Consider the following 22,162-nt stretch of genomic DNA (forward strand, 5'->3'; position numbering starts at 1 on the left):
GCGGGCCGGTCGCGCATCCGGCACGGGTCGTCGCATGACTTGCGCGGACGGACGATCACGGCGCGGGATTTTCCCGTAGGATCAGCCCTGACTTCCGTCATGGGCGAACCGCATGTCCACACTCCGACTCTGCGTTCTCATGGCCGCGACATTGCTCGCGAGCGTCGCGATCGCCGCGCCCCGCAAGGTAATCATCGACCAGGACGCACTCGGTCCGGGCGGACCCAACCTGCAGCCCATTCTGATGCTGCTGCAGGCCGAGGATGTCGAAGTCCTCGGGATCACCGTCGTCAGCGGCGACGGCTGGCGCGATGAAGAAGTCGCCCACACGCTGCGCCTGCTCGAGATCTCCGGACGCACGGACATTCCCGTGGTGCCCGGTGCCGTGATGCCGCTCGTCAATTCGCCCGCGCGAACGAAGGCCTGGGAGCGAACGTACGGCAAGCTCTACTACAAGGGCGCCTGGACCGAGAAATTCGGCGACGAAGGTTCGGTGAAGCGCGCACCGCCGCACCCCGACAATCCATACCTGATTCCGCCCTCGCCCGCCGGAGCGCCGACCACGAAGGCACTCGACGAAAGCGCCGCGACGTTTCTCATCCGCAAAGTGCGCGAGTTCCCGGGTCAGATCACGATCATCGCGGCAGGACCTCTCACCAATCTCGCGCTTGCATCGCGCCTCGATCCGAAGTTCGCAGGTCTCGCGAAGGAACTCGTCTTCATGGGCGGCAGCTTCAACCCGGTGCCCGCGCAGAATCACTTTGCAGCGGAGTACGTGAACTCGCCTCGCCGCGAGTTCAACATGCGCTTCGACCCCGAGGCCGCGAGCATCGTCCTGCGCGAACCCTGGGCTCGGGTCATGCAGATTCCCGTCGATCCGACGACGCGTACGTTCTTCAAGCCCGAGTACTACGAGCAGATCGGTCGGGGCCGGGCCGCGTTTCGCGACTACGTGAAGGCTTACGGCGAGTCCTTTCCGATGTGGGACGAACTCGCCGTCGGCGTGTGGCTCGATCCTTCGCTGGTGACTCGCAGCGCAACGCTCGCTGTCGATATCGAAACGAGCTTCACCGCCGGCTACGGCGACACACTGAGCTGGCCGGTTGGCGAGGGCCCCGGTCTCGGCGAGCGAGCGGTGCTCGTCGTGCAGGAAGTCGATGTGGCGAGATTCGAAAAAATGACGGTGGAGCTGCTGAGCAGGCCGTCGCGGCGAAGGTAGTCCACAACCGAACTGCTGTCATTCCCGCGAAAGCGGGAATCCATCCGGACGCAAGATGGACACCCGCCTTCGCGGGTGTGACGGACCTACCTCGCGAACTTCAAATGCGTCACATCCGGCGCCGCAAGCGTGCTCACCAGCTTGAGCCCGTGCATGTCGTCGCCGAGCCCTTCGAACAGCCGCTCGCCGCTGCCCAGCAGCACCGGAGCGAGACTGATCAGCATCTCATCGACGAGCCCCGCGGCGAGGTACTGCTGCGCAGCCTTGGCGCCACCGGCGAGCGAAACGTCTTTACCGTTGGCCGCACGACGCGCCTGCGCTAGCGCTGACTCGATTCCATCCGTGACAAACGTAAACGTCGTTCCTTCGAGCTCGAGCGGCTGTCGCGCATGATGCGTGAGCACGAACACAGGATGACCGAAGGGCGGCTTGTCGCCCCACCATCCTTTCCAGGGATCGCTCGCATTCCACGGTCCCGGGTGCCCGCCGAACATGTTCCGGCCCATCACGGTGGCACCGATGTTCCGGATCGATTCCTCGACTACCGCCGAGTTCACGTTGACCTCGCCGCCCTGCATGTCGTGCGCCGACCGCCAGGCCTTCAGTCCGAACACCCATTCGTGGAGCCGCATGCCGCCCAGGCCGAGCGGATTCTTCACGCTCTGCTCGGGTCCGGCGACGAAGCCGTCGAGGGACATACTGATTTTCAGCCGCAGTCTGGACATTCCGGTCTCCTGGCAGGATCGATGGGCAGGCCCTTCAAGAACGACTCACCGTCGGCCGATCCGACACGACGATACCGGTTCAAGAGCAATTTCCCTCGAATGACCGACATCCTCCCGGCTACCATAGCCCCGTCCCGTCGCCCACAACAAACTCAGCAGGGGAATGACATGACACTACTCGTGGGGAGCGCGGCCCTCGAAGCGACAGGTACGTTGCCGGCGCATTCCGATGCCTTCCAGGCGATCACGGACGAAAACAAGTGTGTCATCTCATCGCGTTCCGTAGGCAAGTACGCCACTGGCCTGCTGCGCGACGGCTACGCGACCAAGGGCTTCCACAACAAGGCGAAGTCCTGCAACTGGGGCCCGATGGCGGGCTTCGTGCTGAGCGACCCGCGATTCACGAAACGCGGCGACAGCCGCGAGGCGATGGAAGAACAGCGCAAGGACATCGTCAAAGCCTTCAAGGAAGGTTCGGGCGAAGTGCCCGTCTACATCACCGAATCGCGACGTGTCGAACTGCTCCGCCCCGCGCTCAACACAATGCGGCCGGGCTGGGAAGTCGACTACAACAATCACTACTACTACGCGAACAGCCCGAGCGGGAAGCTGTTCCTGTTTCATCTGCAGCGCACCGACAGAGCGCCCGGCGCCTACGGCAAGCCGATGTGGGCCGTGCAGTACGCGTACACAGAAGCTGCGATGCCGGGCAAACTGAAATCACCCGCCACCTCCAAGGACACGAGCTTCCTGCCGGTCACGGCGATCGTCGATGTCGCCACGCGACCTTCCGCGGCAGGCACATACCTCTCCGCCACGACGGGTGACTACGATCTGTTCGCCGTGTTCCCGCAACGAAGCAGTTACAACCGGAAGGAAGCCGACAAGCGCGCCGTGCCCGGCAGCGACCGCTTCCGCCAGCCGATCAAGCAGTTCATCGAGCACGAAGACAAGGAAGTCGGCAACATCACGCCGCGTATCGCGAGACTGGTCGCGCAGATCAATGCCCGCGCAAACCATGCGGGCGGCAACATCGTTCATCACAGCGATGAAGCGGGTCGTCCGCTCGTCAACGACATCGACTTCCCGTTCATCGCGTGGATCCCCGGCAAGCCGCGTCCCTACGCCGCCCGCAACGTTTCCGAGTTCAAGGAGCTCATCGCACTGCTGAAGGGCGAGTACGTGCTGGCGCTGAATCCGGGATGGCTGAAGCCCCTGGGGATCGGCGTGAGCGGCGGCGGCTCGTACGAAGTGTGACGATGTGAGCGCCTGCGGATTCCTCCCCGCGGCATCCGTCACTCCCGCGAAAGCGGGAGTCCATTCCTTCCCCCGGATGGATTCCCGCTTTCTCGGCAATGACAACAGCAGCTCAGCCCTTCATGAACGCCTCGATGTCCTCATTCACCCGCCTCGCATGCGTCACCCAGATCCCATGCGGCGCATCGTCGTAAATCTTCAGCTGTGAGCCGCGCACGCCTGCTGCGACACGCTCACCGGTGATCACCGGAATCGCCTGCACGTCACGGGCTCCGTGAAGAATGAGCGTAGGCCGATCGATCCTCGCGAGATCCTGGCGAAGGTCCGTGCTGTAGAGACTGCGGAAGCAGCGCATCGCCACCGGCGTCGGCGTATCGAGCAGCTGGCGCGTCAGCATTTCCTTCATCGGCATGCTCGTCGTGGGCGTGAAGAATTTCTCCTGGAACTCGTACGCCCATGCGGGGAAATCAGTCGCGTAGCGCTGCAGCGTCGCTTCGAAATATGCCTGCGGCGCACCGTAGGGATTGTCGTCCGTTTTGAGAATGTACGGCGCGACCGGCGCGAGCATGACGATGCGACGGATCCGCTTCGAACCGTGACGGGCGATGTAGCGGATGGATTCCGCAGCGCCCATCGAATGAGCCACGAGCGTGACGTCCTTCAGATCGAGCTGTTCGATCACCGATGCAAGATCGTCCGCCAACGTGTCGAAGTCGTAACCGGCCGGCGCGATCTGCGACCGGCCATGTCCGCGACGATCGTACGCGATGCATCGGAAGCCGCGGTCCGAGAAATACGCCACTTGCGGATCCCACATCGCGCTGTGCAATGCCCAGCTCGCGACGAACAGCATGACCGGCCCTTCACCGAACTCGCGATGAAAGAGCGTCACGCCATCGGCCTTGCTGATGATGGCTTTCGGCGCACCGCGCTTCGCGGCGGCCTGCGCGCCCATTGGAATCAACGCTGCAGCACCCATCGCGGAAGCCAGCAGGAGATTGCGACGATTCATTTTGGTAGATCCGGTTGCGGGCGGTAGCGCCGTGGCAGGAAGGATGGCGACCGGACTGAGGCGAGCCAATTACCCGGCAGGTAACGGCGCGGCTCCTGGTGTGCAGCTCCGTCACTCCCGCAAACGCGGGAGTCCATGCTTTTTCCGATGGATGCCCGCTTTCGCGGGCATGACGACGGCGGTTCCCTTACTACCGCGCACTCAACCTCTGCAGCGCCTCTTTCACACTGTCGCAAATGATCCTCTGCGCGAGCTGGCGCGCGACAGCTTCTTCCGATTGCTCCTCCGCGCGCGGCGCGCTGCCACTGGACCTGAGCAGCGCCACGTTGGTCAGAATCATCGTGTATCCCGGCGCGAGCACATCCTCGAGACCAAGTTCGCGCAGATACGTCGAGGCCATTCGAAGGACCGATGCCACGCTCGGCTGCTGCCGGATCGCCAGTGCCATCGCGAAGCTGTCCTGCAGATCCGCAGTCCGCTTCGGCATCGAAGGTGCTTCGCCGCGTTCCGGCGCAAAGCCGGCTGCGAGCATCAGGCGATCACGGGTTTCGGCATCCACTTTGAGCGTCGCGCAGAATCGCCGGACCATCGCACGGCTCGGATTCGAGCGATCGCGCTCGATGAAGTTCGTATGCCGCGTCGACACACCGGCCGCGAACGCCAGTTCCATCTGCGTCAGTCCGGCGTTGCGTCGCAGCCGCGACAGCAATGAGCCGAACGTCGGCCCCGCCGAAGCCGATTGTGCTGGAGATCGACCCTGATTCGCAGAGGCTTCAGGCTGCTGCGGACGAATGACCGGTGCATTGGACGCCATGAACCGAGCCTATCCGCAGCCTTTCGGGAGCAAGAAGCAATTGCCGGCGAACGGCCGTTTCATGCGGTCGAACGTCGCAGGCGCGGCGTCCGCGGTCGTGACTTTCCGCTGAACGTCGCTAGCTTTCGGAGCGACGCAGATTGAGTGCCTGTCGCAGCGAGCGGGCGTGAACCCGGCCGGCGGGGACGACGGAACCAGTCTTCAGTACGACTTCGAGTCCACCGTCTTTGCCTCGCCGCAGCTCCCGAATCGCACTACGCCGCACGAGATGGGCGCGATGGACACGCACGAACACGCCGGGTTGCAGCCTGCGTTCGAGTCCGTTCAGGCTCTCGCGCAACAGGTGACTGCGTCCGTCCGCGAACAGGCGAACGTAGTCTTCCTCGGCGGACGCGACATCGATCGATGCTGCGTCGACCCGCACGAGTTCGCCCCCGGTGCGACGAATCCAGAACTCGGTCTCGTAGCCGGCGGTGGAAGCAGTCTGCGAAGTGCGCAATCGTTCGACCAGCGCGCGCAACTCCGCAACCCGCTGCTCGACGTCTTTCGTAGCGAGCTGATTGCGGATCCGCTCGAGCGCCTGCGCGAGCCGCGATACCTGGACCGGTTTGAGAAGGTAGTCCACCACGTCACGCTCGAAAGCGGCCGCTGCATGGTGGCTGAACGCGGTAACGAAAATCACGGCGGGCAGATCAGTACTCGCCGACTCATCGAAGAGATCGAATCCGCTGCGATCGCCCAGCTCGATGTCTAGCAGCACCGCATCCGGCTGATGCTCGTCGATCAGTCGCCTGCCCTCATCGAGCGATCGGGTAGTCGCCACGAGCTGTGTGTGCGGCAATGCTTCGATCAGCAACTCCAGCCGGCGCAACGCCAACGGCTCGTCGTCGATGGCGATCAGGCGCAGCGATTTCATGCACGGACGGTCAGGGGAAGCGACAACCGCACTTCGAACGTCGATCCTGCCGCGGGCCCCGCGTTGAGCTCGAACTCCTTGCCATATCGCAGCCGCAACCGTTCGCGGACGTTCGACAGGCCCAGCCCCATGCCGCGGGAACGTACTGTCTCTGGTGCATCGTTGATGACCGCGACCTCGAGCCACTCCCAGCGCCTGCGGGCGCTGATGCTGATGCGCATCGGGTGGCCGGCGTTGAACCGACCGTACTTCACTGCGTTCTCGACCAGCGGCTGCAGCAGGAAGATCGGCACGAGCGCCTGCTCGGTGCCCGCCTCGATATCCAGATCGACCGTCAGCTCCGGATAGCGGGCCTGTTCGATCTCGAGATAGAGCCGCTGATTCGCAATCTCGGTTGCGAGCGTGGTCTCGTCCGCCGGGTTGTCATCCAGCGCAGTGCGCAGGAAGGCCGACAGCCGATCGATCATGTGCTCGCTGTCGGCGGTGCGGCGGTCGAGCACCAGGGTCGACAGCGAATTCAGGGTATTGAAAAGGAAGTGCGGATTGATCTGGTAGCGCAGCGCCCGGATCTGCGCTTCGCGCGCCGCGATGACGATGCGCGCATGCTCCTCGGACTGGCGGCGCACCTGGTCGCTGTAGTCGATGGCCAGGTGCAATGCCGCCCAGGCGAGGAAGAACCAGGCCCAGAAGCCGTAGAAAATGACGTTCAGCGCGATGACATCGCGCGTGAGCGGCACGCCGATCCCGACAGACCGCAGCGCCATTTCGTTCGCGAGGAGATGGATGAGCGCAGCACAGAAGGTCAGGCCGAGGGTGAGCAGCGCCCGCCGGAGGAAGGGCCGGGGCGGGGAGAGCACAATCAGCCGGTGCATGGCGAAGCACAGGCCGATGCCGAAAACTGCGAGACCGACTCTCAATCCGCCGCGCAAGAGCTGCCGTTCGGCTCCGGCAATGAGACCAGCGGTCGTGATCATCGTGAAATTCAGGGCCCACAGACCGATCGTCATCCATGCGATCGGCCGGAACAGCGACCTCGCGTCGGTTGCCGGCTCCCGTCCCACGGAGGGTTGCTCCGCCTGGTCGGTCGAATCCGCGTCTTCGGTGGGCGCTGCTGCCGGTTTCATTCGGCGGCGATTATGTGGGGGCGTGCGGGTCGGCGTCGATTGATGTGCGAGGTAATGGAAACTACTGACGGGTTACGAGCGTTGTGGTCGGATACCCGTCGACGACGGTGTGGACGAATAGAGACAGCGGGTCAGAACGGAGCGGCTGGAATCGAATGAACGCGCGGATGACGGTGCGGGCTCGACGCGAAACGCCTTGCAACTCAACGATGAAGGCCCGCCACGGGAGCCGTGGATGACCCGGTTTCGCTGGGGAATTTTCGGCACGGGCGCCATCTCCGCAAAGTTCGTTGCCGGTCTCGCGGCGGCCCGGGATGCCGAAGCAGTTTTCATTGCCTCGCGCACGCTCGGGAAAGCCCAGAAGTTCGCCGCGGGGATGGGCATTCCCCGGGCGATCGCCGGCTATGCCGAAGCTGCCGCCACCGGCGGGGTCGATGCGATCTATATCGCCACGCCGCCCTCCGAGCATGCAGCTCATGCCCTGCTCTGCATCGAAGCCGGGATTCCCGTGCTGGTCGAAAAGCCCTTCGCCGCAAACGCCGCCGACGCTCAACGGGTCGCCGATGCAGCACGAGCCAGATCAGTGTTCGTGATGGAAGGGTTGTGGACACGCTTCCTTCCAGCCGCGCAGGCGTTGCGTGAAAAGATCGCTGCTCGCGCAGTCGGAGACGCCAGGATCGTCACCGGCAATTTCGGCACATCGCAGGTGCCGGATCACACCAATGGCATGTTCAATCCCGCGCTCGGCGGCGGTGCGATCGCCCATCTCGGCGCGTATCCGCTGTCGCTCGCACAATGGCTCTTCGGCACGGCGACGCGGGTTCAGGCAATCGGCACGGTCGGCGCGACCGGTGTCGACGAAGACGCTGCGTTCCAGTTGCAGTATCCGGGTGGTGTCACGGGTTCATTCTTCGTCAGCCTGCGCGCGTGGGCGCCTGACGATTTCCAGGTACTCGGCACCGAAGGCATGCTCGGGTTTCGCGGCTCGATCGTGCGACCGTACGGACTTCACGTCTCGCGCGAAACCCCTCGCGGCTTCGAGGAAGCGCAGTTCGGCTGGAAGGCACAGCTTCGCCAGCACGGACTCGTTCACCACATTGCCCAGCGCACTGGACGATCCAGTCGCGGCCGCGGCGCAGCCGTTGACTACCGCTACGACGGCAATGGCTTCCACTACGAAGCCGATGAAGTCCGCGCCTGCATATCGCGTGGCGCTGTCGAAAGCCAGGTCATGCCGCTGAGTGACAGCATCGCCGTCGCTGCGACCGCTGATCGCATTCGTGCCGCGCTGCACGGGAGCGATCGCGCATGAAGATCGCGTTTGTCGGCTGCGGCTACGTCTTCGACATCTACATGCGCACCCAGTGGGCGTATCCGGAGCTCGAGATCTGCGGTGTCTACGACATCGACACGGCTCGCTCCGCCACCGTGGCTAAGCACTACGGATTCCATGTCTATCCGAGCTACGATGCGTTGCTCGCCGATCCGAAGGTCGAGATCGTCGTCAATCTCACCAGCATTCGCTCGCACTACGAGACCGTCAGACGAGCACTCGAAGCAGGCAAGCACGTTTACTCAGAGAAGCCGCTGACGACGGACGTCGAACAGACGCGCGAGCTGTTCCAGCTTGCGCAAAGTCGCGGCGTGATTCTCACCGGCGCTCCCTGCAACATCTTCAGCGACGCGGTCAGCACCCTGTGGAAGGCCGTTCGCGACGGCGTCATCGGCAAGCCGATCCTCATCTACGCAGAGATGGACGACAATCCCGCGCATCTCATGCAGCTCGAAACGGTCCAGAGTCCGACCGGCGCGCCGTTCCCCTACGTCGAGGAACTGCAGGAAGGCTGCACCGTCGAGCATGTCGGCTATCACCTGGTCTGGCTGTGCGCGATGTTCGGCCCCGCGATTTCCGTCACGGCATTCTCGAAGTGCCTGGTCGAGCACAAAACCGACACGCCGCTCTCGCCTCCGAACACACCCGACTTCTCAGTCGCCTGCCTCGACTTCGCCAACGGTGTCGCCGCCCGGCTCACGTGCACATGGGTCTCGCCGCGCGACCATCGGGTGCGTGTCATCGGCGAGGAAGGCGAGATCAGCATCGACAACGCGTTCCACGATCAATCGCCAGTGACGATCGAACGCTTTTCGCGGGTGAGTCTCGCCGCCCGCAAGGCGCATACAGTGCGCAACCAGCCCCTCATTGGCCGCCGCTTCGGTATCGGGGGTCGTCGCGTTCCGCTGGTACGCCGGTGGAAGTCTCATGCAGTGGAAGCGGAGCGCGGTGTCGGCCGTTCGCTCAAGCACAAGTTCGTGAGCTGGCTGCGACGTCGCGAGATTCACGCGCTCGACAAATTACTGGGTGTGGCCGAGATGGCGCGGGCGATGAAGGAAGGACGACCGCAGCCGCTGCCGCCGGACTTCCTCACTCACCTCAATGAGCTGACGCTGCTGATCCAGAGAGCTGGAACCCAGGGCGTTGCCGTGCGCCCTCAAACCACATTCACACCGATCGGGCCGCTGCCCGACATGATGAGCGGCGGACACAATTATCGGGCGGAGTATCGGCCGAGGCTCTTCGAGAGGCTCAGTGGGAAGCTGGTCGCGGCGCTGCACAGGAAGTAGCTATGAGCTGCGAGCTGTGAGCGATGAGAGTGCGGCGAACCAGGGCTCGCGTTCCCTCTGGCTCATAGCTCACAGCTCACCGCTTCTTCATAAACCCCGCACACACCAACGCTGCGAGCACGCCCAGCGCCGCGCTCACCAGAGAAGCCGCACGAATCGCTCGTGCGAAAGCGTCACGAGACACCGACTCCACCAGCGTCTTGGCATCGCTCTGGAAATTCTTCGCCAGCTCGATTGCCGCGCCCAGGGTTTCTCGAGCACGCTCGACCACGTCGGGTGCGATTCCCGGTAAGGTCGCTTCATTCACGTGCGTGCGATAGACCGCGCTGACGATACTGCCAAGCACCGCGACACCCAGCGCCGCACCGAACTCGAAGCTCGTCTCTGAGATACCGGACGCTGCGCCCGCACGCTCCGGAGGCACATCGGACATCACCAGGTCCGTCGTCAGCGTTCCCATCGGGGCGAGGCCGGCGCAGAAAAGCACGAAGCCGGTGATAACGATCCACAGATCGCCGGTCGAGCTCACCTGAGTCAGCACTGCGTAGCCACCCGCGGTGATCAGAAACCCCCACGTCAGCACGGTGCGTGCCGGATAACGCCGCACGATGATCGGCGCGAGCACCGAACCCGCCATGAAAATGAACCCCGACGGCAACAGCCAGAGGCCCGCTTCGAGCGGCCCCATGCCATAGACGAGCTGCAGGTACTGCGTGATGAACAGAAACGAACCGAAGGCCGCGAAGACGCCGATGATGTTCACGCACAGCGCCGCCGAGAAGATCGGCCGCCGGAACAGCCGCAGATCGATCATCGGATCCTCGAGATGACGCTGGCGCCGGACGAACACCGTCCCGAGAACGAGACTCCCGACGATCGCGATGACCGGGAGCACCGACGCGCCGTACACGGCAATGTGCTTCGCACCGAAGATCATCAGGAGGACGGTCGAAGTCGCGAGCACCGCGCTGAGAACGTCCAGGGACCCGGCGTTCGGATCGCGGTACTCGGGCAGGAACATCGGCGCCAGGATCAACAGCAGAATCATGAGCGGCACCGCAACCAGGAACACCGAGCCCCACCAGAAATGCTCGAGCAGCATCCCGCCGACGATCGGACCAACGACGCTGCCCGCCGAGAAGCAGCCGACCCAGATTCCGATGGCCGTCGTGCGCTCCCGGTCGTCGAGAAACATGTTCCTAATGAGCGATAGCGTGGATGGCGCAAGCGTCGCGGCTGCAACGCCGAGGACCGCCCTCGAGAGAATCAGCATCTCAGCGCTGGAGGCAAACGCAGCCAGTACCGAAGCCACGCCGAACGCCGACGCGCCGATCATCAGCAAGCGCCGCCGGCCGATGCGGTCGCCCAGCGTACCCATCGTGATCAGGAACCCGGCGAGGAGAAAGCCGTAGATATCGACGATCCACAGCAACTGCGTCGAGGTCGGATTGAGATCGGCCGTGAGGTGCGGAATCGCCAGATTCAGCACGTTCAGATCCATCGAATACAGCAGGCAGGGAACGGCGATGACCGCGAGGCCAATCCATTCCCTCCGCGTAGCCTTTGGAGGAACCGGGGTTTCGACGACCGGGGCTTCGACAACACTCGTCATTCGATCGACCTGCAGCGGGGGAGGCGCATTCTCCCCAAGGACGAACGAATGCACCAGCCTCCGACACGCGGCCGGCGACGAATGACTAGCCTGCGCGCTCGATCAACGCCGCGTAGCACCCCGGTTTGGCAAAGTGCGCGTGGATATAGGCGACTTCTTCATTGGCGAAGATCGCTTCGATCCCGGGCTCGAGGCGCTGTCCATCGACGACATCGGCCGTCCGCAGCATGCCTTCCCGGTCGTAGCCTCGCAGTGACAGCAACCGCTTGCGCAACTGGGCTGGAACGTCGTTGACGGCATCGAACGTCGTCTCGCCTTCACGCACATAGATGGCAAAACTCGACCGGAACGGCGTATCGACAGGATGGTGTTCATAGTTGACCAGGATCACCGGGTCACCAGCAGCGGCATCGGTCAGACTGATGCGACAGGGAAATCCAGTCTCACGAGCGATCATGCGGCGTGCGCTGTGCGTCGCCAGCTGCGCGTCATCCAGCGCGAAGAGATGAGCAAACCGCTGCGCCGGCAAACCCCGAATCCGAAAGCCATTCATCGATCGATCCTCCGTTCTGGTGGATAGAGATTGCTTCAGGGACGTCCATCCCGCACTCGGGTTCTTGCTGTCGAATTCGGGACGCGTTGCGATGAGCAGGTCGCCGGGCGACCATAGCTGATGACTCTCGCCGCGCTGCGCCTTCGCAATCAGTTCATCCAGGGTTCGCGACTCGACGACCCGGCCGAAATCGTGCGAGCGTTGTGCGCCGTGCAGGCGCAGGACTACTACGCGTCGCTCTGGGCAATCGGCTTGCGGTCGCGCAATCTCGTCGATACGGATGTGGAAAAGGCGATCGCCGGCCGCCGCATCGTCCGGACATGGCCAATGCGCGGCACGCTTCATTTCGTCGCCGCGGAGGATGCGCGATGGATGATCGACTTGCTCGGTCCGAGAATCCTGGCACGCAATGCTGCCCGACTGCGTCGGGAGTTCTCGATCGATCGGCGCGTGATCACGCGCGCGACCAAAGTCGTCGAAGCGGCCTTGCGCGGAGGCGTACTGACCCGCGATGGGGTTTACGAGCAACTGGACGCCGCGAAAATCCCCACGGACCGCCAGCGAGGATTGCACCTCACCTGGTGGCTCGCGAATGAAGGCGTCATCTGTTGCGGTCCACGATCCGGCAAGCAACCGACTTTCGTTCTGTTCGATGAGTGGGTGCCGCGGACGCCCGCGATGGCACGCGACGAAGCGCTCATCCAACTCGCGCGGCGATATTTCGCTCATCATGGACCGGCAACAGCCGCGGACTTCTCATGGTGGTCCGGAATCACGATGACGGACGCGACGAGCAGCATTGAAAGCATCCAGGCGCAACTGACACGAAGGACGATCGGCGATGCGACGTACTGGTCGCAGAAGTCCGCGACCGCAAGAAACAAGGGCAGCTGCTACTTGCTGCCCGTCTACGACGAACTCACCGTCGGCTACGCAGATCGCAGCGCGGTTCTGGGTCCGACTCACGCCAACAATCCCGCGGCAGGCCACGGCATCTTCCGTGCCCCCATCCTGATTGACGGCATGATCGTCGGCAGCTGGACGCGGCAGTTGCGGCGCGACGGCGTCGAGATCGAAGCGATCCCATTCGGGAAGTTCAGTCGAGCGCAGAAGGATTCGATCGAAGAAGCGGCTGAACGCTACGGCAAGTTCGTTCGCGCGACGCCGAAAGTCCGATATCGCCAGACCGTTCGCAGCGCAGCAGGCGCCCGCATGTGACTCATGTCACTTCTCAGCGACACGGATGTTGCCTGAGCGGCGGCTCAGGGATCGATTCGCGACGCCGTGAGTTACAGTGCATCGCGGGCGCGTCGATTGACGAACGCGCCGCCTCACGGAGACAACTGCATGCACGCGCCGATCCGCAAGATTCTTGGGGCCTTCACTGTAGGCACGTTCCTTCTGACGAGCACTGTCGCCCTGGCGGATCCGCCCGAGCACGCACCCGCCCATGGCTGGCGCAAGAAGAACGACCCGCGCTATGTCGGCTACACCGGCGGCGGCTGGGAACGTGACTATGGCGTCGTCGAAGGCAGCTGCAATCGCAAGGAAATCGGTACCGTGCTGGGCGCAGTCGTCGGCGGTGCGGTCGGATCGCAGGTAGGCAGTGGCGACGGACGAGTCGTCGCAACCGTGATCGGTGCCGTACTCGGTGCCGCTGTGGGCCGCTCCATCGGTCGCGATCTCGACGAAGAAGACCGCGCGTGCGTTGGACATGCGCTCGAACTCGGCAAGCAAGGTCAGCCCGTTCGCTGGGTGAATGAAACGTCCAACGTCACCTATCTGCTCACGCCGCAGCCGCCGTCCAAGAAAGACGCAAAGAATTGCCGCCACTTCTCGATCAAGACATCGGGCGGAGGCAGGTCGCAGACATCGAACGGCTACGCCTGCCGGGACGGCAATGGTGTCTGGAAGATGCACTGAACGCAGTCAGCGCAGGATCGCGTGAATCAGCATCGCCGGCAGCCAGGTGAACAACGCTGACAGGGCGACGGAAACCCAGGCCAGCAGCACGACGACGATCGACAAGAGCACGACGACAAGAGCACCCAGCGGCACGAGAGCGAGCCGTCCGAGCAACGGTATTCGCTGCCACGCGCTGCGCTCTTCCTGTTGAGCGGTATTGGCGCCCATCCCCGTCAATGCGGTCAATCGGCGCTGTAGCGATGGGAACATCCTCGCGCCCGAGGAACTGAACAGCCCTTTGCCGCCGATCCTCTCCACGTTCACGACCGACATGTGAGCTGTCCATGGCGCAAACGCACCTTCCCAGGGAAGGTCGTTGAGTTTCAGCAATGCGCTTCCGAGCGTGTCCGGGTCTCGCGTGAGCCGGACCGCAGTTGCATCCGCGAGGAACTTCCGACGACGCCAGACCCAGGCGAGCAAGGGACTGAGCACGATCGAACCAAGCATCGCGCCGAAGAATCCGCTGATGACCAGCGGCCCCATCAGCGGCAGCCACATCATCGTGCGCCAGGGAACCTTGCCCTCTTCCGCCGGCGGCCCCTTCTTCGCTTGCCCGGCAGAGTCGAACGGGTTCGTGAGCTCGAGGGCGAGTTGCCCGTCTTCTACTGTGGAACCGTGCCGAAGCGCACCGCGCACCAGCCTGGCGAATCGGCGCGCCGCATCGCGATCGGTGAACGATTCGCTCAGCTTGGCAATGAGACCGAAGAGGCCGAGCGTCGTGGCAATCTGCGTGCCGACAGCGACGTCGCCATTCGCGATCGAACCGATCAGATGCCCGGCGATGCCTTGCATCTGCGCGCGATTCAATCCTTCGAGCATGCCGGTCGATACGGCGACGGTCGCATGCGCACCATCCTGGCCGAAGGCGGCCGCATTGGCGGCAGCACTCTCGATGATGAGCACTCGCGGCTGCTTCAATCCGGCTGCCAGCGTCATCTCTGCAATCACGTTCGAGAATCGCTGCTCCTCGAGCCGAGTCGCATCCGGCGCACGCACGTGGAAATTGCCGGCTTCGCTCATCGACGCTTCGCGGAGCACGCGCCTCAGCGCGAGCATGAGCAGCGCCATGACCACAAGACCGGGGATCGAAGCCATGAACGCCACGTACATCCAACGCGAGACCGGAACGGCTTCCGGCGCATCCGCGAGCGGCTCGATCGCGTCCATCGAGATCTCGAACAAATCGGGTGTCGGTGTCGCGAAATTCACGATGTCGAGAATGATGCCGAGCAAGGCGAAGAGCAGCGGCGCCATCAGCATCGCCACAACGAAGCCCAGCGCCAGTGCACACACAAGCGTGAGACCGCGGATGCGATTCGCGGCGCGCTGGTGCCGCTCGATCGCAGCGAAGAACGATTCACGTTCCTGCGGCGTCCAGGCTGCGACCGCGGTCATCGTCTGGTTCGCGGTCATCGGCGCTGCCGGGCTAGCCGATCGGCTCGTCGAGCATCATCTCGCGCACGAACCTCACTGGCGGCGCACCGTACGACAGCACCTTGTCGTGGTACGCCTTCACATCGAACTTGTCGCCGAGCTTCTGCTCGACCGCCTTGCGCATGTCGAAATGCTCCTGCGCACCGACGAAGTAGGTCGGAAGTTGCGCCGAGGTGAGCTGTGCGCGAACCCACTTGCCCGCCGCTTCGCGCTCCTGCTGGAACGTGTCGCGCGTCATGAGCTGCATCGCCTGTTCCCGCGACCAGTTGTCGACATGCACACCCTGGTCGAGGATCGCGTTGGCAATCGTGCGCAGGTAGAACTTGAGCTGGATCAGCCTGAAGAGGGGATCGCCGTTCAGGTACCCCGCATCGGCCATCACGTCTTCGGTGTAGACCGCCCACCCTTCCGCGAACACGCCGGAACGCAGCACCGACCGCAAGGTCGAGTACGCGTCGGTCGAATGAGCGCCTTCGAGGTAGTGACCCGGCACCGCCTCGTGAATCGACATGAGATGGATCATCCGGCTGTTGTATTCGCGCAGGAACGAATCGGCCTGAGCCTGGCTCCAGTCATCCGGAATCGGCGAGATCGCATAGTAGGTATCGAGCCCTTTATCGAGCGGACCCGGTGAATCGCAGTAGGCGACGGCGACGCCGCGCTGGAATTCCGGCATCAGGATCACTTTCACCGGAGCATCGGGGACAGTCACCAGATTGTGTTCGCGCGTGAACTTGGTCGCCTCAGCGAGTGTCTCCCTCGCGAAATCCGCCACCTTGTTGCGCTCGGGGCGATCGGCGTACCCAAGCTCCAATGCCGCCTCGATTGCCTTCTGTTGTTCTTCCGCCGTCGGACTTGCAGGCAGCGCGGGGGCGCCCTGTCGATCCTTGAGTACAGTCTGTGCGACGGCGTACATCTCATCGCGAACCCGCTTGAGCTCGGCTTCGGCACGCTGGCGGATCTCCTGTCTCGACAGCGACGCATTGAGCGAGAACTGCAGCTTCTCGTCATAGAGCTTCTGGCCGATGCGGAAATCCCCTTTGGCGCCCGGAACGAGGACGGTGTCGAGCCACTTCTGCTGTTCCGCGACCGCCTTGCGCAGCGTCGCGACCGACTCATCGAGTGCGCGGCGCTGGTCGCCCTGCAGTTGATCGGCATTGGGGGTGATGAAGGTATCGATGAGACTGAGCAATCCGCCGTTCTGCTTCGCGACGGTCTCAGCGTGAATCTTAGGTACGCGGGCAAGGTCGAGATTCGCGCGCATCTGCTCGAAGAGCCGGGGAATCTTTTGCATGCGAGCAGAAGCTGACTCAAGCCGCTGCGGAACCGGCGCAAACTCCCGCGCCATGACGTTGTAAATCGCTCCGCCTGCGAGTGCGCCGTAGACCTGCGGGTCCCAGGCCCAGCTCTGCAGCGTTTCCGTGCCCCAGATGTCGCCGCGAACCTGGTTGCGCAGGATGGCCGCATCGATCTGGTTCTCGCGCGAGAGCTTCGTGACATCGACAGTCTCGAGCTCGGCCAGGATCTGGCGGCTGAAATCGACGAGCTTCTGGCGGCCGGCGGCGCTCAGATCGTCGAGCTCGCGGTCGTAGTCGTGCTTGCCCATCTGGGTGGCGATCACGGGATTCAGCGCAAGCCAGCCCTCGAGCCAGCGTCGGGAGATTTCGTTCAGTCTTGCATCGGTGGCGGCGTCGGACGTCGCGGTTTCAGTCGTGCTGGCGGGCGGGGTCGCCGGTTTGCACGCAGTCAATCCGATGCAGAGCAGGAGTACCGAAGCAATCGAAGACACGCGCACTCGAAGCATGACCCGTCTCAATTGGGAGCGGCGGTACCGCGGTGACGCGAGAATACCAATCCGCCGCGACCTGCGCGCCTGCTATCGCTTCTTCGGCGCGGCCCTGCTCTTCCGGACACTTTTCTTCCTGGCAGTGCCCGTCTTCGCATCCTTGGGCGCTGATTGCGGCGAGATCGTTTCGCCCCGGGCAAGCATTGCGACGAGTGTGGCGATCTTCCTTTCCCGGCCCTCGGGCGTCTTCATATTGTTCGTTCGGAACGCCAGCGCAAACAGGTTGGTCCGATTGAGCGTGGGCAACATCTTCCTGGCCCGGGCATTGGCGTCGATCGCCTTGCGCAGATCGGCGGGAAGGGTGTCTTGCGTCGAAGCGCGGATGGGGGCATAGGCCCTGTCCCAGCGCCCATCCGCCTTCGCTGCATCGATGTGCCTTTGCCCATGCGGCGTCATTCGACCAGCGGCGGTGAGCCGCGCGACGCGATCGCGATTGATCTGGCTCCACATGCTCTTCGAACCGCGCGGCGTGAAACGCTGCAGAAACGACCGCTCGTCGAAGCCCTTGCGGATCGCATCGATCCAGCCCCAGCAGAGCACGGAATCGATCGCCTCGTCGTTGGTGACCGAGGACAGGCCCGAGCCCTTCTTGTGGATCTTCAGCCAGATCTCCGGCTCGCGATCATGATGCTCGCGCAGCCAGTCCTCGAACGCCTTCTGATCGGCAAAGGCCCTGATGCGCTTGGGGTCGGGTTTGACTGCGGCCATGATTTTTCGATGTCTGCGAAACTGACCGTGGAGACTAGCTCACCCGAGGGCTGCGGTGACACTATCCCGCGAGTCCCGTGGAATGAGCGAGCACTTCATGTCACCGATGCGAACCCTGATCGCTGCATGGATGGCGGCGTGCTGCCTGCCAGTGCTTGCGGCTGCCGAGGAACGCCCTTCGACCCGCGACCTCGGTATCGCGCCCGGCATCTTCGAACCTGGCCCGCTCAATGCGATCACGGATGTCGAGGGTGTGAAGGTCGGACAAGTGTCGATCGTGTCCGGCGACAACGTGCGCACCGGCGTCACTGCCATCCTGCCCCATGGCGGCAATCTGTTCCGGGAGAAAGTCGCAGGCGCGGTCTACATCGGCAATGCCTTCGGGAAACTCGCCGGCTCGACGCAGGTCAGCGAGCTCGGAACGATCGAAACGCCCATCGTGCTCACGAACACGCTCGCCGTCGGCCCTGCCATCGAAGGTGTCGTGACGTGGACACTCACGCAGCCGGGCAATGAACAGGTGCGCTCCGTCAACGCGCTGGTGGGCGAAACGAATGATGGCGGCTTGAACGACATCCGCGGCGGCCATGTGCAGCGCTCGCATGTGATCGACGCCATCCGGTCTGCCGCTGGCGGACGCTTAGCAGAGGGGGCAGTCGGCGCTGGCACCGGGACGATCGCATTCGGCTGGAAAGGCGGCATCGGCACATCGTCGCGACGCGTCCCCGTAGGCGAGGACACATGGACGATCGGAGTGCTCGTGCAATCGAACTTCGGCGGTCGCCTCACGATCGCAGGTGTTCCCGTGTGGCGCACGTTGTCCCCCGATACCGATAAGCAGCGGTTGACGGCGTCAGCGGACGGGTCCTGCATGATTGTCATCGCCACGGACGCGCCGCTCGATGCGCGCAATCTTGAGCGTCTCGCGGCACGTTCGATCTACGCGCTGGCGCGGACAGGGTCGACGTATTCCAACGGCAGTGGTGACTTCTCGATCGCCTTCTCGACGCACCCGTCACTTCGCGTCACTGGATCGTCCGTGCCACAGGCGAAGCTGGTTCTGCCGACAGACGCCGTGTCGCCACTGTTCGAAGCCGTGCTCGATGCAACGGAAGAAGCGCTATACAACTCGATGCTGCGTGCAACCGATACGACGGGACAAGGACGAACCGTGCGCGCGCTTCCAGTGGATGCATTGAAGAAGGCACTGCGTGATTGGCGTGCACCGGGCGGCAAGGCTCCGTAGTCGTCACTCCCGCGGAAGCGGGAGTCCATGCCTCTTCCGTCAGATGGATTCCCGCGTTCGCGGGAATGACGGATGCGCCCTCCAAACGCAGTCAAGGCCGGCCGCGGAATCTGCGAACTGCGCCCGGCCCGTTCGGTGAACTCCCCAGGGCAGGTCGCAATGAGAGCCAGTTCGCAAAATTTGGGGGTGTTGCGGCTCAGCTTCCGGCCCTTTCTGCCGATGCAGGATGCGGAACCGACGAAGCCATGCGCTCCGGCGCGGCTCCTGAGTTGTCACAAGAGACCGGGCTCAAGATTCGATGCTGAAGAAGATCGCCATATCGCAGGTTGAAACAGGGATGTACATCGACTCCGTCGAGGGCTCCTGGCTCAACCATTCCCTGTGGAAAGCGCGCTTCGTCGTCAACGATGCGGAGACGCTCGCACGTGTGCGCCAGTGTGGCGGCTCGGAATGCTGGATCGACACGTCGAAGGGCAGCGATCTCCCGGAGTCCGCTACCGTCATCGAACTGGTCCCGCCGAAGCCCACTGCCGCCGCTGCGCCGCCCAGGCCCGCTGACCGTCGCTCGATGGCCGATGAACTGCAGAATGCGGCCAACGTGCTGAAACATTCCAAGGCAGCGATGACATCGCTCTTCGCCGAAGCCCGCATGGGCAACGCGGTGAACACGAGCGAATGCCAGCCGCTGGTCAACGAGATCGTCCAATCCGTCGACCGCAATTCCGACGCTCTGCTCAGCCTGTGCCGGCTGAAGATCGCGGATGAATACACTTACATGCACTCCGTATCGGTGTGCGCCCTGATGGTGTCGCTCGGCCGCCAGCTCGGCCTCGATGACGCGATGTGCCGCGACGCTGGTCTTGCCGGCCTGCTGCACGACCTTGGCAAGGCCAAGATGCCGCAGGACATCATCAACAAGCCCGGCAAGCTCACCGACGATGAATTCACGATCATCAAATCGCACCCGGTGAAAGGTCACGAGATGCTGCTTGAAAGCGGCGTCGACAATGACCGCGTGCTCGATGTGTGCCGTCACCATCACGAACGCGTCGATGGCCGTGGCTATCCCGACAAGCTCGACGAAGCGAGCATTTCCCTCATCGCGCGCATGAGCGCCGTCTGCGACGTCTACGACGCCGTGACCTCGAACCGCCCCTACAAGGCGGGCTGGGATCCGGCCGAGGCGATCGCGCAGATGGCGTCATGGAAAGGTCATTTCGACAGCGTCGTGCTGCAGACCTTCGTCAAGACGATCGGCATCTACCCGGTGGGCTCGCTCGTGCGCATGGCTTCGGGAAAGCTCGGCGTAGTCGTCGAACAGAACACCCGCCTGACGGCCCCGAAGATCAAGATCTTCTTCTCGACGAAGTCCGGCCTGCCGCTGGAGCCGAAGCTCGTCGATCTCACGGATCCGCACGTCACCGACAAGATCGTGGGCCGCGAGCCGGTCGAGAACTGGAATTTCGGTTACCTCAACGATCTGTGGGCCAAGCACGTCCCCTGATTCATGAGACCGGGCCCATCAGACCAATCCTGATTCGGCAGCCTGTGGCGCAAATCCATGAAACGCTCCGCATTTCCCCGACCCGCGAGTCAGGATCATGCCGCGGCGTGCGGAATCGAACCTGCCCGGTGATGCGTGAAAACAGCGGCCGACACTGACAACTGGCGCCAGAAATATTTCGACAGCCTTGGCCGGCTCGAAAACGAGCAGCGCGAGTTCCAGGCAATGGAGGCGTCGCTCAAAAAGCTCGCCGGCCGCCTCTGCACAGCATCGCTGGGCCAATCCTCGCGTCTCGACGAACAGATAAAGAAGCTCCAGACGGCGATCCGTCGCGACGTTTCCAGCGAAGAGCTGGAAAAGATCACGCCGGCGCTGACAGAAGCCATCCAGGCACTGGATCAGCCGTCGGAGCCCAAGTCTGTCGCGCCGGTACAGGCGCAACCGCCCGCTTCCGTCACGCCGATCGCGGCTGCCGCAGTTTCGGCGAAACCCGCCGCATCGACCGCGGTGATCGGTGATGAATCGATCCGTGCGATTCTCGCAGCGCTGCTTGGCGAACTGCGTCGTGACGCCGATCTGGCCCCGCAGGCCGACGCTGTGGACTCCAGGCTTTCCGAAGCCCTGAAGCCCGAACAATTCCCGGACACGCTCTCCACCGTCACGCAGATGGTGTCGCAGCGCATCCAGCGCATCGAGAAAGCGAAGCTCGAAATCGAGACACTGCTCAGCCACATGGTCGGCAAGCTCGATGAAGTCCACCAGTTCATCGCGGAGCAGCACCGCAACCAGACCGAATCGCATGCCGCGAGCGAGACGCTGAGCGTGCAACTCGTCGGTGAAATGAAAGCGATGGGCGAGACGGTCGAAGCCACGAACGACGTGCAGCAGATCCGGGTGCACGTCCGCAGCCGACTGGAATCGCTCGATCGTCACCTGCGCGAATTCCGGGAGCGCGAGGCGACCCTCTCCAGCGCCATGCAGGCCCGCAACGAACAGATGCAGGTTCGCATCTGCGAGCTCGAGAGCGAGGCCAAGTATCTGCACGGCCAGCTTCGCAACGAACAGCGGCTTTCGACGCTCGACGCGCTCACCAAGATTGCCAATCGCGGCGCCTACGAAAAGCGCGTCGATGAGGAATTGAAGCGCTGGCAGCGCTTCAAACAGCCGGTGTGCCTCGCGGTCTGGGACGTCGACTACTTCAAACGCATCAACGACACCTACGGCCATCGCGCGGGCGATCGCGTGCTGGTCACCGTCGCCGAGTTCCTGTCGAGCCGGGTTCGCAGCACTGATTTCGTGGCGCGCTACGGTGGCGAAGAATTCGCGATGCTCCTGCCCGGAACCAAGACCGACGACGCCGTGCGCCTGGTGAACGAGTTGCGCGAAGGTGTGGCGAGAATCGGATTCCATTTCCGCGGCACGCCCGTCTCCGTGACCATCTCCATCGGCATCACGGCGTTCCAGCCAAACGATTCCGCAGGCGCGGCATTCGACCGCGCGGACAAGGCTCTCTATCGGGCGAAGGAATCCGGACGCAATCGCTGCGTCGCTTCCTGAAGCTCAAAGATGCGGGAAGGGCCGAAGCCCTTCCCCATCCGCCCCCAA

General features: G+C 63.4%; 19 protein-coding genes. 9 read left to right on the forward strand and 10 right to left on the reverse strand.

Annotation, left to right across the window (positions count from 1 at the left end; genetic code table 11):
- The first annotated feature begins 112 nt into the window (after positions 1 to 112).
- Entirely contained in the window at positions 113 to 1,219 is a 1,107-nt protein-coding gene (locus tag HNQ60_RS24990; protein WP_184335499.1) for a nucleoside hydrolase, read from the forward strand.
- An 86-nt stretch (positions 1,220 to 1,305) separates the two neighbouring features.
- Here the strand turns inward: HNQ60_RS24990 and HNQ60_RS24995 are convergent, their stop codons facing one another.
- Positions 1,306 to 1,944: a dihydrofolate reductase family protein gene (locus HNQ60_RS24995; RefSeq protein WP_184335500.1), complete on the reverse strand. Its 639-nt coding sequence runs from the start codon at positions 1,942 to 1,944 to the stop codon at positions 1,306 to 1,308.
- A 168-nt stretch (positions 1,945 to 2,112) separates the two neighbouring features.
- Here HNQ60_RS24995 and HNQ60_RS25000 point away from each other — a divergent pair, with 168 nt between their 5' ends.
- The gene (locus HNQ60_RS25000; RefSeq protein ID WP_184335501.1) at positions 2,113 to 3,201 is read left to right on the forward strand and encodes an anthrax toxin-like adenylyl cyclase domain-containing protein; all 1,089 of its coding nucleotides are present in this window, start codon (positions 2,113 to 2,115) and stop codon (positions 3,199 to 3,201) included.
- Positions 3,202 to 3,313: 112 nt separating this feature from the next.
- On the opposite strand, the gene HNQ60_RS25005 is transcribed toward HNQ60_RS25000, so the two are convergent.
- The 4 genes from HNQ60_RS25005 to HNQ60_RS25020 form a co-directional block, all read right to left on the reverse strand.
- Positions 3,314 to 4,213: an alpha/beta fold hydrolase gene (locus HNQ60_RS25005; RefSeq protein WP_184335502.1), complete on the reverse strand. Its 900-nt coding sequence runs from the start codon at positions 4,211 to 4,213 to the stop codon at positions 3,314 to 3,316.
- A 190-nt stretch (positions 4,214 to 4,403) separates the two neighbouring features.
- Positions 4,404 to 5,027 carry a helix-turn-helix transcriptional regulator gene (locus HNQ60_RS25010; RefSeq protein ID WP_184335503.1) on the reverse strand — a complete coding sequence of 208 codons (624 nt, stop codon included), beginning with the start codon at positions 5,025 to 5,027 and terminating at the stop codon, positions 4,404 to 4,406.
- Positions 5,028 to 5,145: 118 nt separating this feature from the next.
- Positions 5,146 to 5,943, reverse strand: coding sequence for a LytR/AlgR family response regulator transcription factor (locus HNQ60_RS25015; protein WP_184335504.1), 798 nt, complete (start codon positions 5,941 to 5,943; stop codon positions 5,146 to 5,148).
- A complete protein-coding gene (locus HNQ60_RS25020) occupies positions 5,940 to 7,067 on the reverse strand; it encodes a sensor histidine kinase (protein ID WP_184335505.1) in 1,128 nt (375 codons plus the stop codon). The genes HNQ60_RS25015 and HNQ60_RS25020 overlap by 4 nt, the downstream gene beginning before the upstream one ends.
- 235 nt (positions 7,068 to 7,302) lie before the next feature.
- On the opposite strand from HNQ60_RS25020, the gene HNQ60_RS25025 reads away from it, so the two are divergent.
- A complete protein-coding gene (locus HNQ60_RS25025; RefSeq protein ID WP_184335507.1) occupies positions 7,303 to 8,379 on the forward strand; it encodes a Gfo/Idh/MocA family protein in 1,077 nt (358 codons plus the stop codon).
- Entirely contained in the window at positions 8,376 to 9,689 is a 1,314-nt protein-coding gene (locus tag HNQ60_RS25030) for a Gfo/Idh/MocA family protein (RefSeq protein WP_184335508.1), read from the forward strand. Before HNQ60_RS25025 ends, HNQ60_RS25030 begins: the two co-directional genes overlap by 4 nt.
- A gap of 76 nt (positions 9,690 to 9,765) precedes the next feature.
- On the opposite strand, the gene HNQ60_RS25035 is transcribed toward HNQ60_RS25030, so the two are convergent.
- Positions 9,766 to 11,301 carry an MFS transporter gene (locus HNQ60_RS25035; protein WP_184335509.1) on the reverse strand — a complete coding sequence of 512 codons (1,536 nt, stop codon included), beginning with the start codon at positions 11,299 to 11,301 and terminating at the stop codon, positions 9,766 to 9,768.
- A gap of 85 nt (positions 11,302 to 11,386) precedes the next feature.
- Positions 11,387 to 11,854 carry a DUF1203 domain-containing protein gene (locus HNQ60_RS25040; protein WP_184335510.1) on the reverse strand — a complete coding sequence of 156 codons (468 nt, stop codon included), beginning with the start codon at positions 11,852 to 11,854 and terminating at the stop codon, positions 11,387 to 11,389.
- Positions 11,855 to 11,974: 120 nt separating this feature from the next.
- Between HNQ60_RS25040 and HNQ60_RS25045 the strand changes: the two genes are divergently transcribed.
- Both HNQ60_RS25045 and HNQ60_RS25050 read left to right on the forward strand, forming a co-directional pair.
- Positions 11,975 to 13,072 carry a winged helix DNA-binding domain-containing protein gene (locus tag HNQ60_RS25045; RefSeq protein WP_184335512.1) on the forward strand — a complete coding sequence of 366 codons (1,098 nt, stop codon included), beginning with the start codon at positions 11,975 to 11,977 and terminating at the stop codon, positions 13,070 to 13,072.
- 129 nt (positions 13,073 to 13,201) lie between these two features.
- Complete coding sequence (locus HNQ60_RS25050; RefSeq protein WP_184335514.1) at positions 13,202 to 13,777, forward strand: glycine zipper 2TM domain-containing protein; 576 nt, start codon at positions 13,202 to 13,204, stop codon at positions 13,775 to 13,777.
- A 6-nt stretch (positions 13,778 to 13,783) separates the two neighbouring features.
- Here HNQ60_RS25050 and HNQ60_RS25055 read toward each other — a convergent pair whose 3' ends face one another.
- The 3 genes from HNQ60_RS25055 to HNQ60_RS25065 form a co-directional block, all read right to left on the reverse strand.
- Entirely contained in the window at positions 13,784 to 15,232 is a 1,449-nt protein-coding gene (locus HNQ60_RS25055) for a M48 family metalloprotease (protein ID WP_184335515.1), read from the reverse strand.
- Positions 15,233 to 15,245: 13 nt separating this feature from the next.
- Positions 15,246 to 17,057: a DUF885 domain-containing protein gene (locus HNQ60_RS25060; protein WP_184335517.1), complete on the reverse strand. Its 1,812-nt coding sequence runs from the start codon at positions 17,055 to 17,057 to the stop codon at positions 15,246 to 15,248.
- A 72-nt stretch (positions 17,058 to 17,129) separates the two neighbouring features.
- A complete protein-coding gene (locus HNQ60_RS25065; RefSeq protein WP_184335518.1) occupies positions 17,130 to 17,807 on the reverse strand; it encodes a YdeI/OmpD-associated family protein in 678 nt (225 codons plus the stop codon).
- Between the two features lie 130 nt (positions 17,808 to 17,937).
- Here HNQ60_RS25065 and HNQ60_RS25070 point away from each other — a divergent pair, with 130 nt between their 5' ends.
- The 3 genes from HNQ60_RS25070 to HNQ60_RS28195 all read left to right on the forward strand — a co-directional run bounded on the left by HNQ60_RS25070 (position 17,938) and on the right by HNQ60_RS28195 (position 22,114).
- Positions 17,938 to 19,053: a DmpA family aminopeptidase gene (locus HNQ60_RS25070; protein ID WP_407676468.1), complete on the forward strand. Its 1,116-nt coding sequence runs from the start codon at positions 17,938 to 17,940 to the stop codon at positions 19,051 to 19,053.
- A 298-nt stretch (positions 19,054 to 19,351) separates the two neighbouring features.
- Positions 19,352 to 20,557 (forward strand): HD-GYP domain-containing protein, encoded by a 1,206-nt coding sequence (locus HNQ60_RS25075; protein WP_184335520.1) that lies wholly within the window; start codon positions 19,352 to 19,354, stop codon positions 20,555 to 20,557.
- Positions 20,558 to 20,692: 135 nt separating this feature from the next.
- Positions 20,693 to 22,114: a diguanylate cyclase gene (locus HNQ60_RS28195; protein ID WP_184335521.1), complete on the forward strand. Its 1,422-nt coding sequence runs from the start codon at positions 20,693 to 20,695 to the stop codon at positions 22,112 to 22,114.
- Positions 22,115 to 22,162: the final 48 nt, after the last annotated feature.

This window comes from Povalibacter uvarum (assembly GCF_014202975.1).
GTDB lineage: Bacteria > Pseudomonadota > Gammaproteobacteria > Steroidobacterales > Steroidobacteraceae > Steroidobacter > Steroidobacter uvarum.

Bases quoted from the DNA above. Each gene is read 5' to 3' on its own strand.
- HNQ60_RS24990 (WP_184335499.1), top strand. From the start codon at position 113: ATGTCCACACTCCGACTCTGCGTTCTCATGGCCGCGACATTGCTCGCG.
- HNQ60_RS24995 (WP_184335500.1), bottom strand. From the start codon at position 1,944: ATGTCCAGACTGCGGCTGAAAATCAGTATGTCCCTCGACGGCTTCGTC.
- HNQ60_RS25000 (WP_184335501.1), top strand. From the start codon at position 2,113: ATGACACTACTCGTGGGGAGCGCGGCCCTCGAAGCGACAGGTACGTTG.
- HNQ60_RS25005 (WP_184335502.1), bottom strand. From the start codon at position 4,213: ATGAATCGTCGCAATCTCCTGCTGGCTTCCGCGATGGGTGCTGCAGCG.
- HNQ60_RS25010 (WP_184335503.1), bottom strand. From the start codon at position 5,027: ATGGCGTCCAATGCACCGGTCATTCGTCCGCAGCAGCCTGAAGCCTCT.
- HNQ60_RS25015 (WP_184335504.1), bottom strand. From the start codon at position 5,943: ATGAAATCGCTGCGCCTGATCGCCATCGACGACGAGCCGTTGGCGTTG.
- HNQ60_RS25020 (WP_184335505.1), bottom strand. From the start codon at position 7,067: ATGAAACCGGCAGCAGCGCCCACCGAAGACGCGGATTCGACCGACCAG.
- HNQ60_RS25025 (WP_184335507.1), top strand. From the start codon at position 7,303: ATGACCCGGTTTCGCTGGGGAATTTTCGGCACGGGCGCCATCTCCGCA.
- HNQ60_RS25030 (WP_184335508.1), top strand. From the start codon at position 8,376: ATGAAGATCGCGTTTGTCGGCTGCGGCTACGTCTTCGACATCTACATG.
- HNQ60_RS25035 (WP_184335509.1), bottom strand. From the start codon at position 11,301: ATGACGAGTGTTGTCGAAGCCCCGGTCGTCGAAACCCCGGTTCCTCCA.
- HNQ60_RS25040 (WP_184335510.1), bottom strand. From the start codon at position 11,854: ATGAATGGCTTTCGGATTCGGGGTTTGCCGGCGCAGCGGTTTGCTCAT.
- HNQ60_RS25045 (WP_184335512.1), top strand. From the start codon at position 11,975: ATGACTCTCGCCGCGCTGCGCCTTCGCAATCAGTTCATCCAGGGTTCG.
- HNQ60_RS25050 (WP_184335514.1), top strand. From the start codon at position 13,202: ATGCACGCGCCGATCCGCAAGATTCTTGGGGCCTTCACTGTAGGCACG.
- HNQ60_RS25055 (WP_184335515.1), bottom strand. From the start codon at position 15,232: ATGACCGCGAACCAGACGATGACCGCGGTCGCAGCCTGGACGCCGCAG.
- HNQ60_RS25060 (WP_184335517.1), bottom strand. From the start codon at position 17,057: ATGCTTCGAGTGCGCGTGTCTTCGATTGCTTCGGTACTCCTGCTCTGC.
- HNQ60_RS25065 (WP_184335518.1), bottom strand. From the start codon at position 17,807: ATGGCCGCAGTCAAACCCGACCCCAAGCGCATCAGGGCCTTTGCCGAT.
- HNQ60_RS25070 (WP_407676468.1), top strand. From the start codon at position 17,938: ATGGCGGCGTGCTGCCTGCCAGTGCTTGCGGCTGCCGAGGAACGCCCT.
- HNQ60_RS25075 (WP_184335520.1), top strand. From the start codon at position 19,352: ATGCTGAAGAAGATCGCCATATCGCAGGTTGAAACAGGGATGTACATC.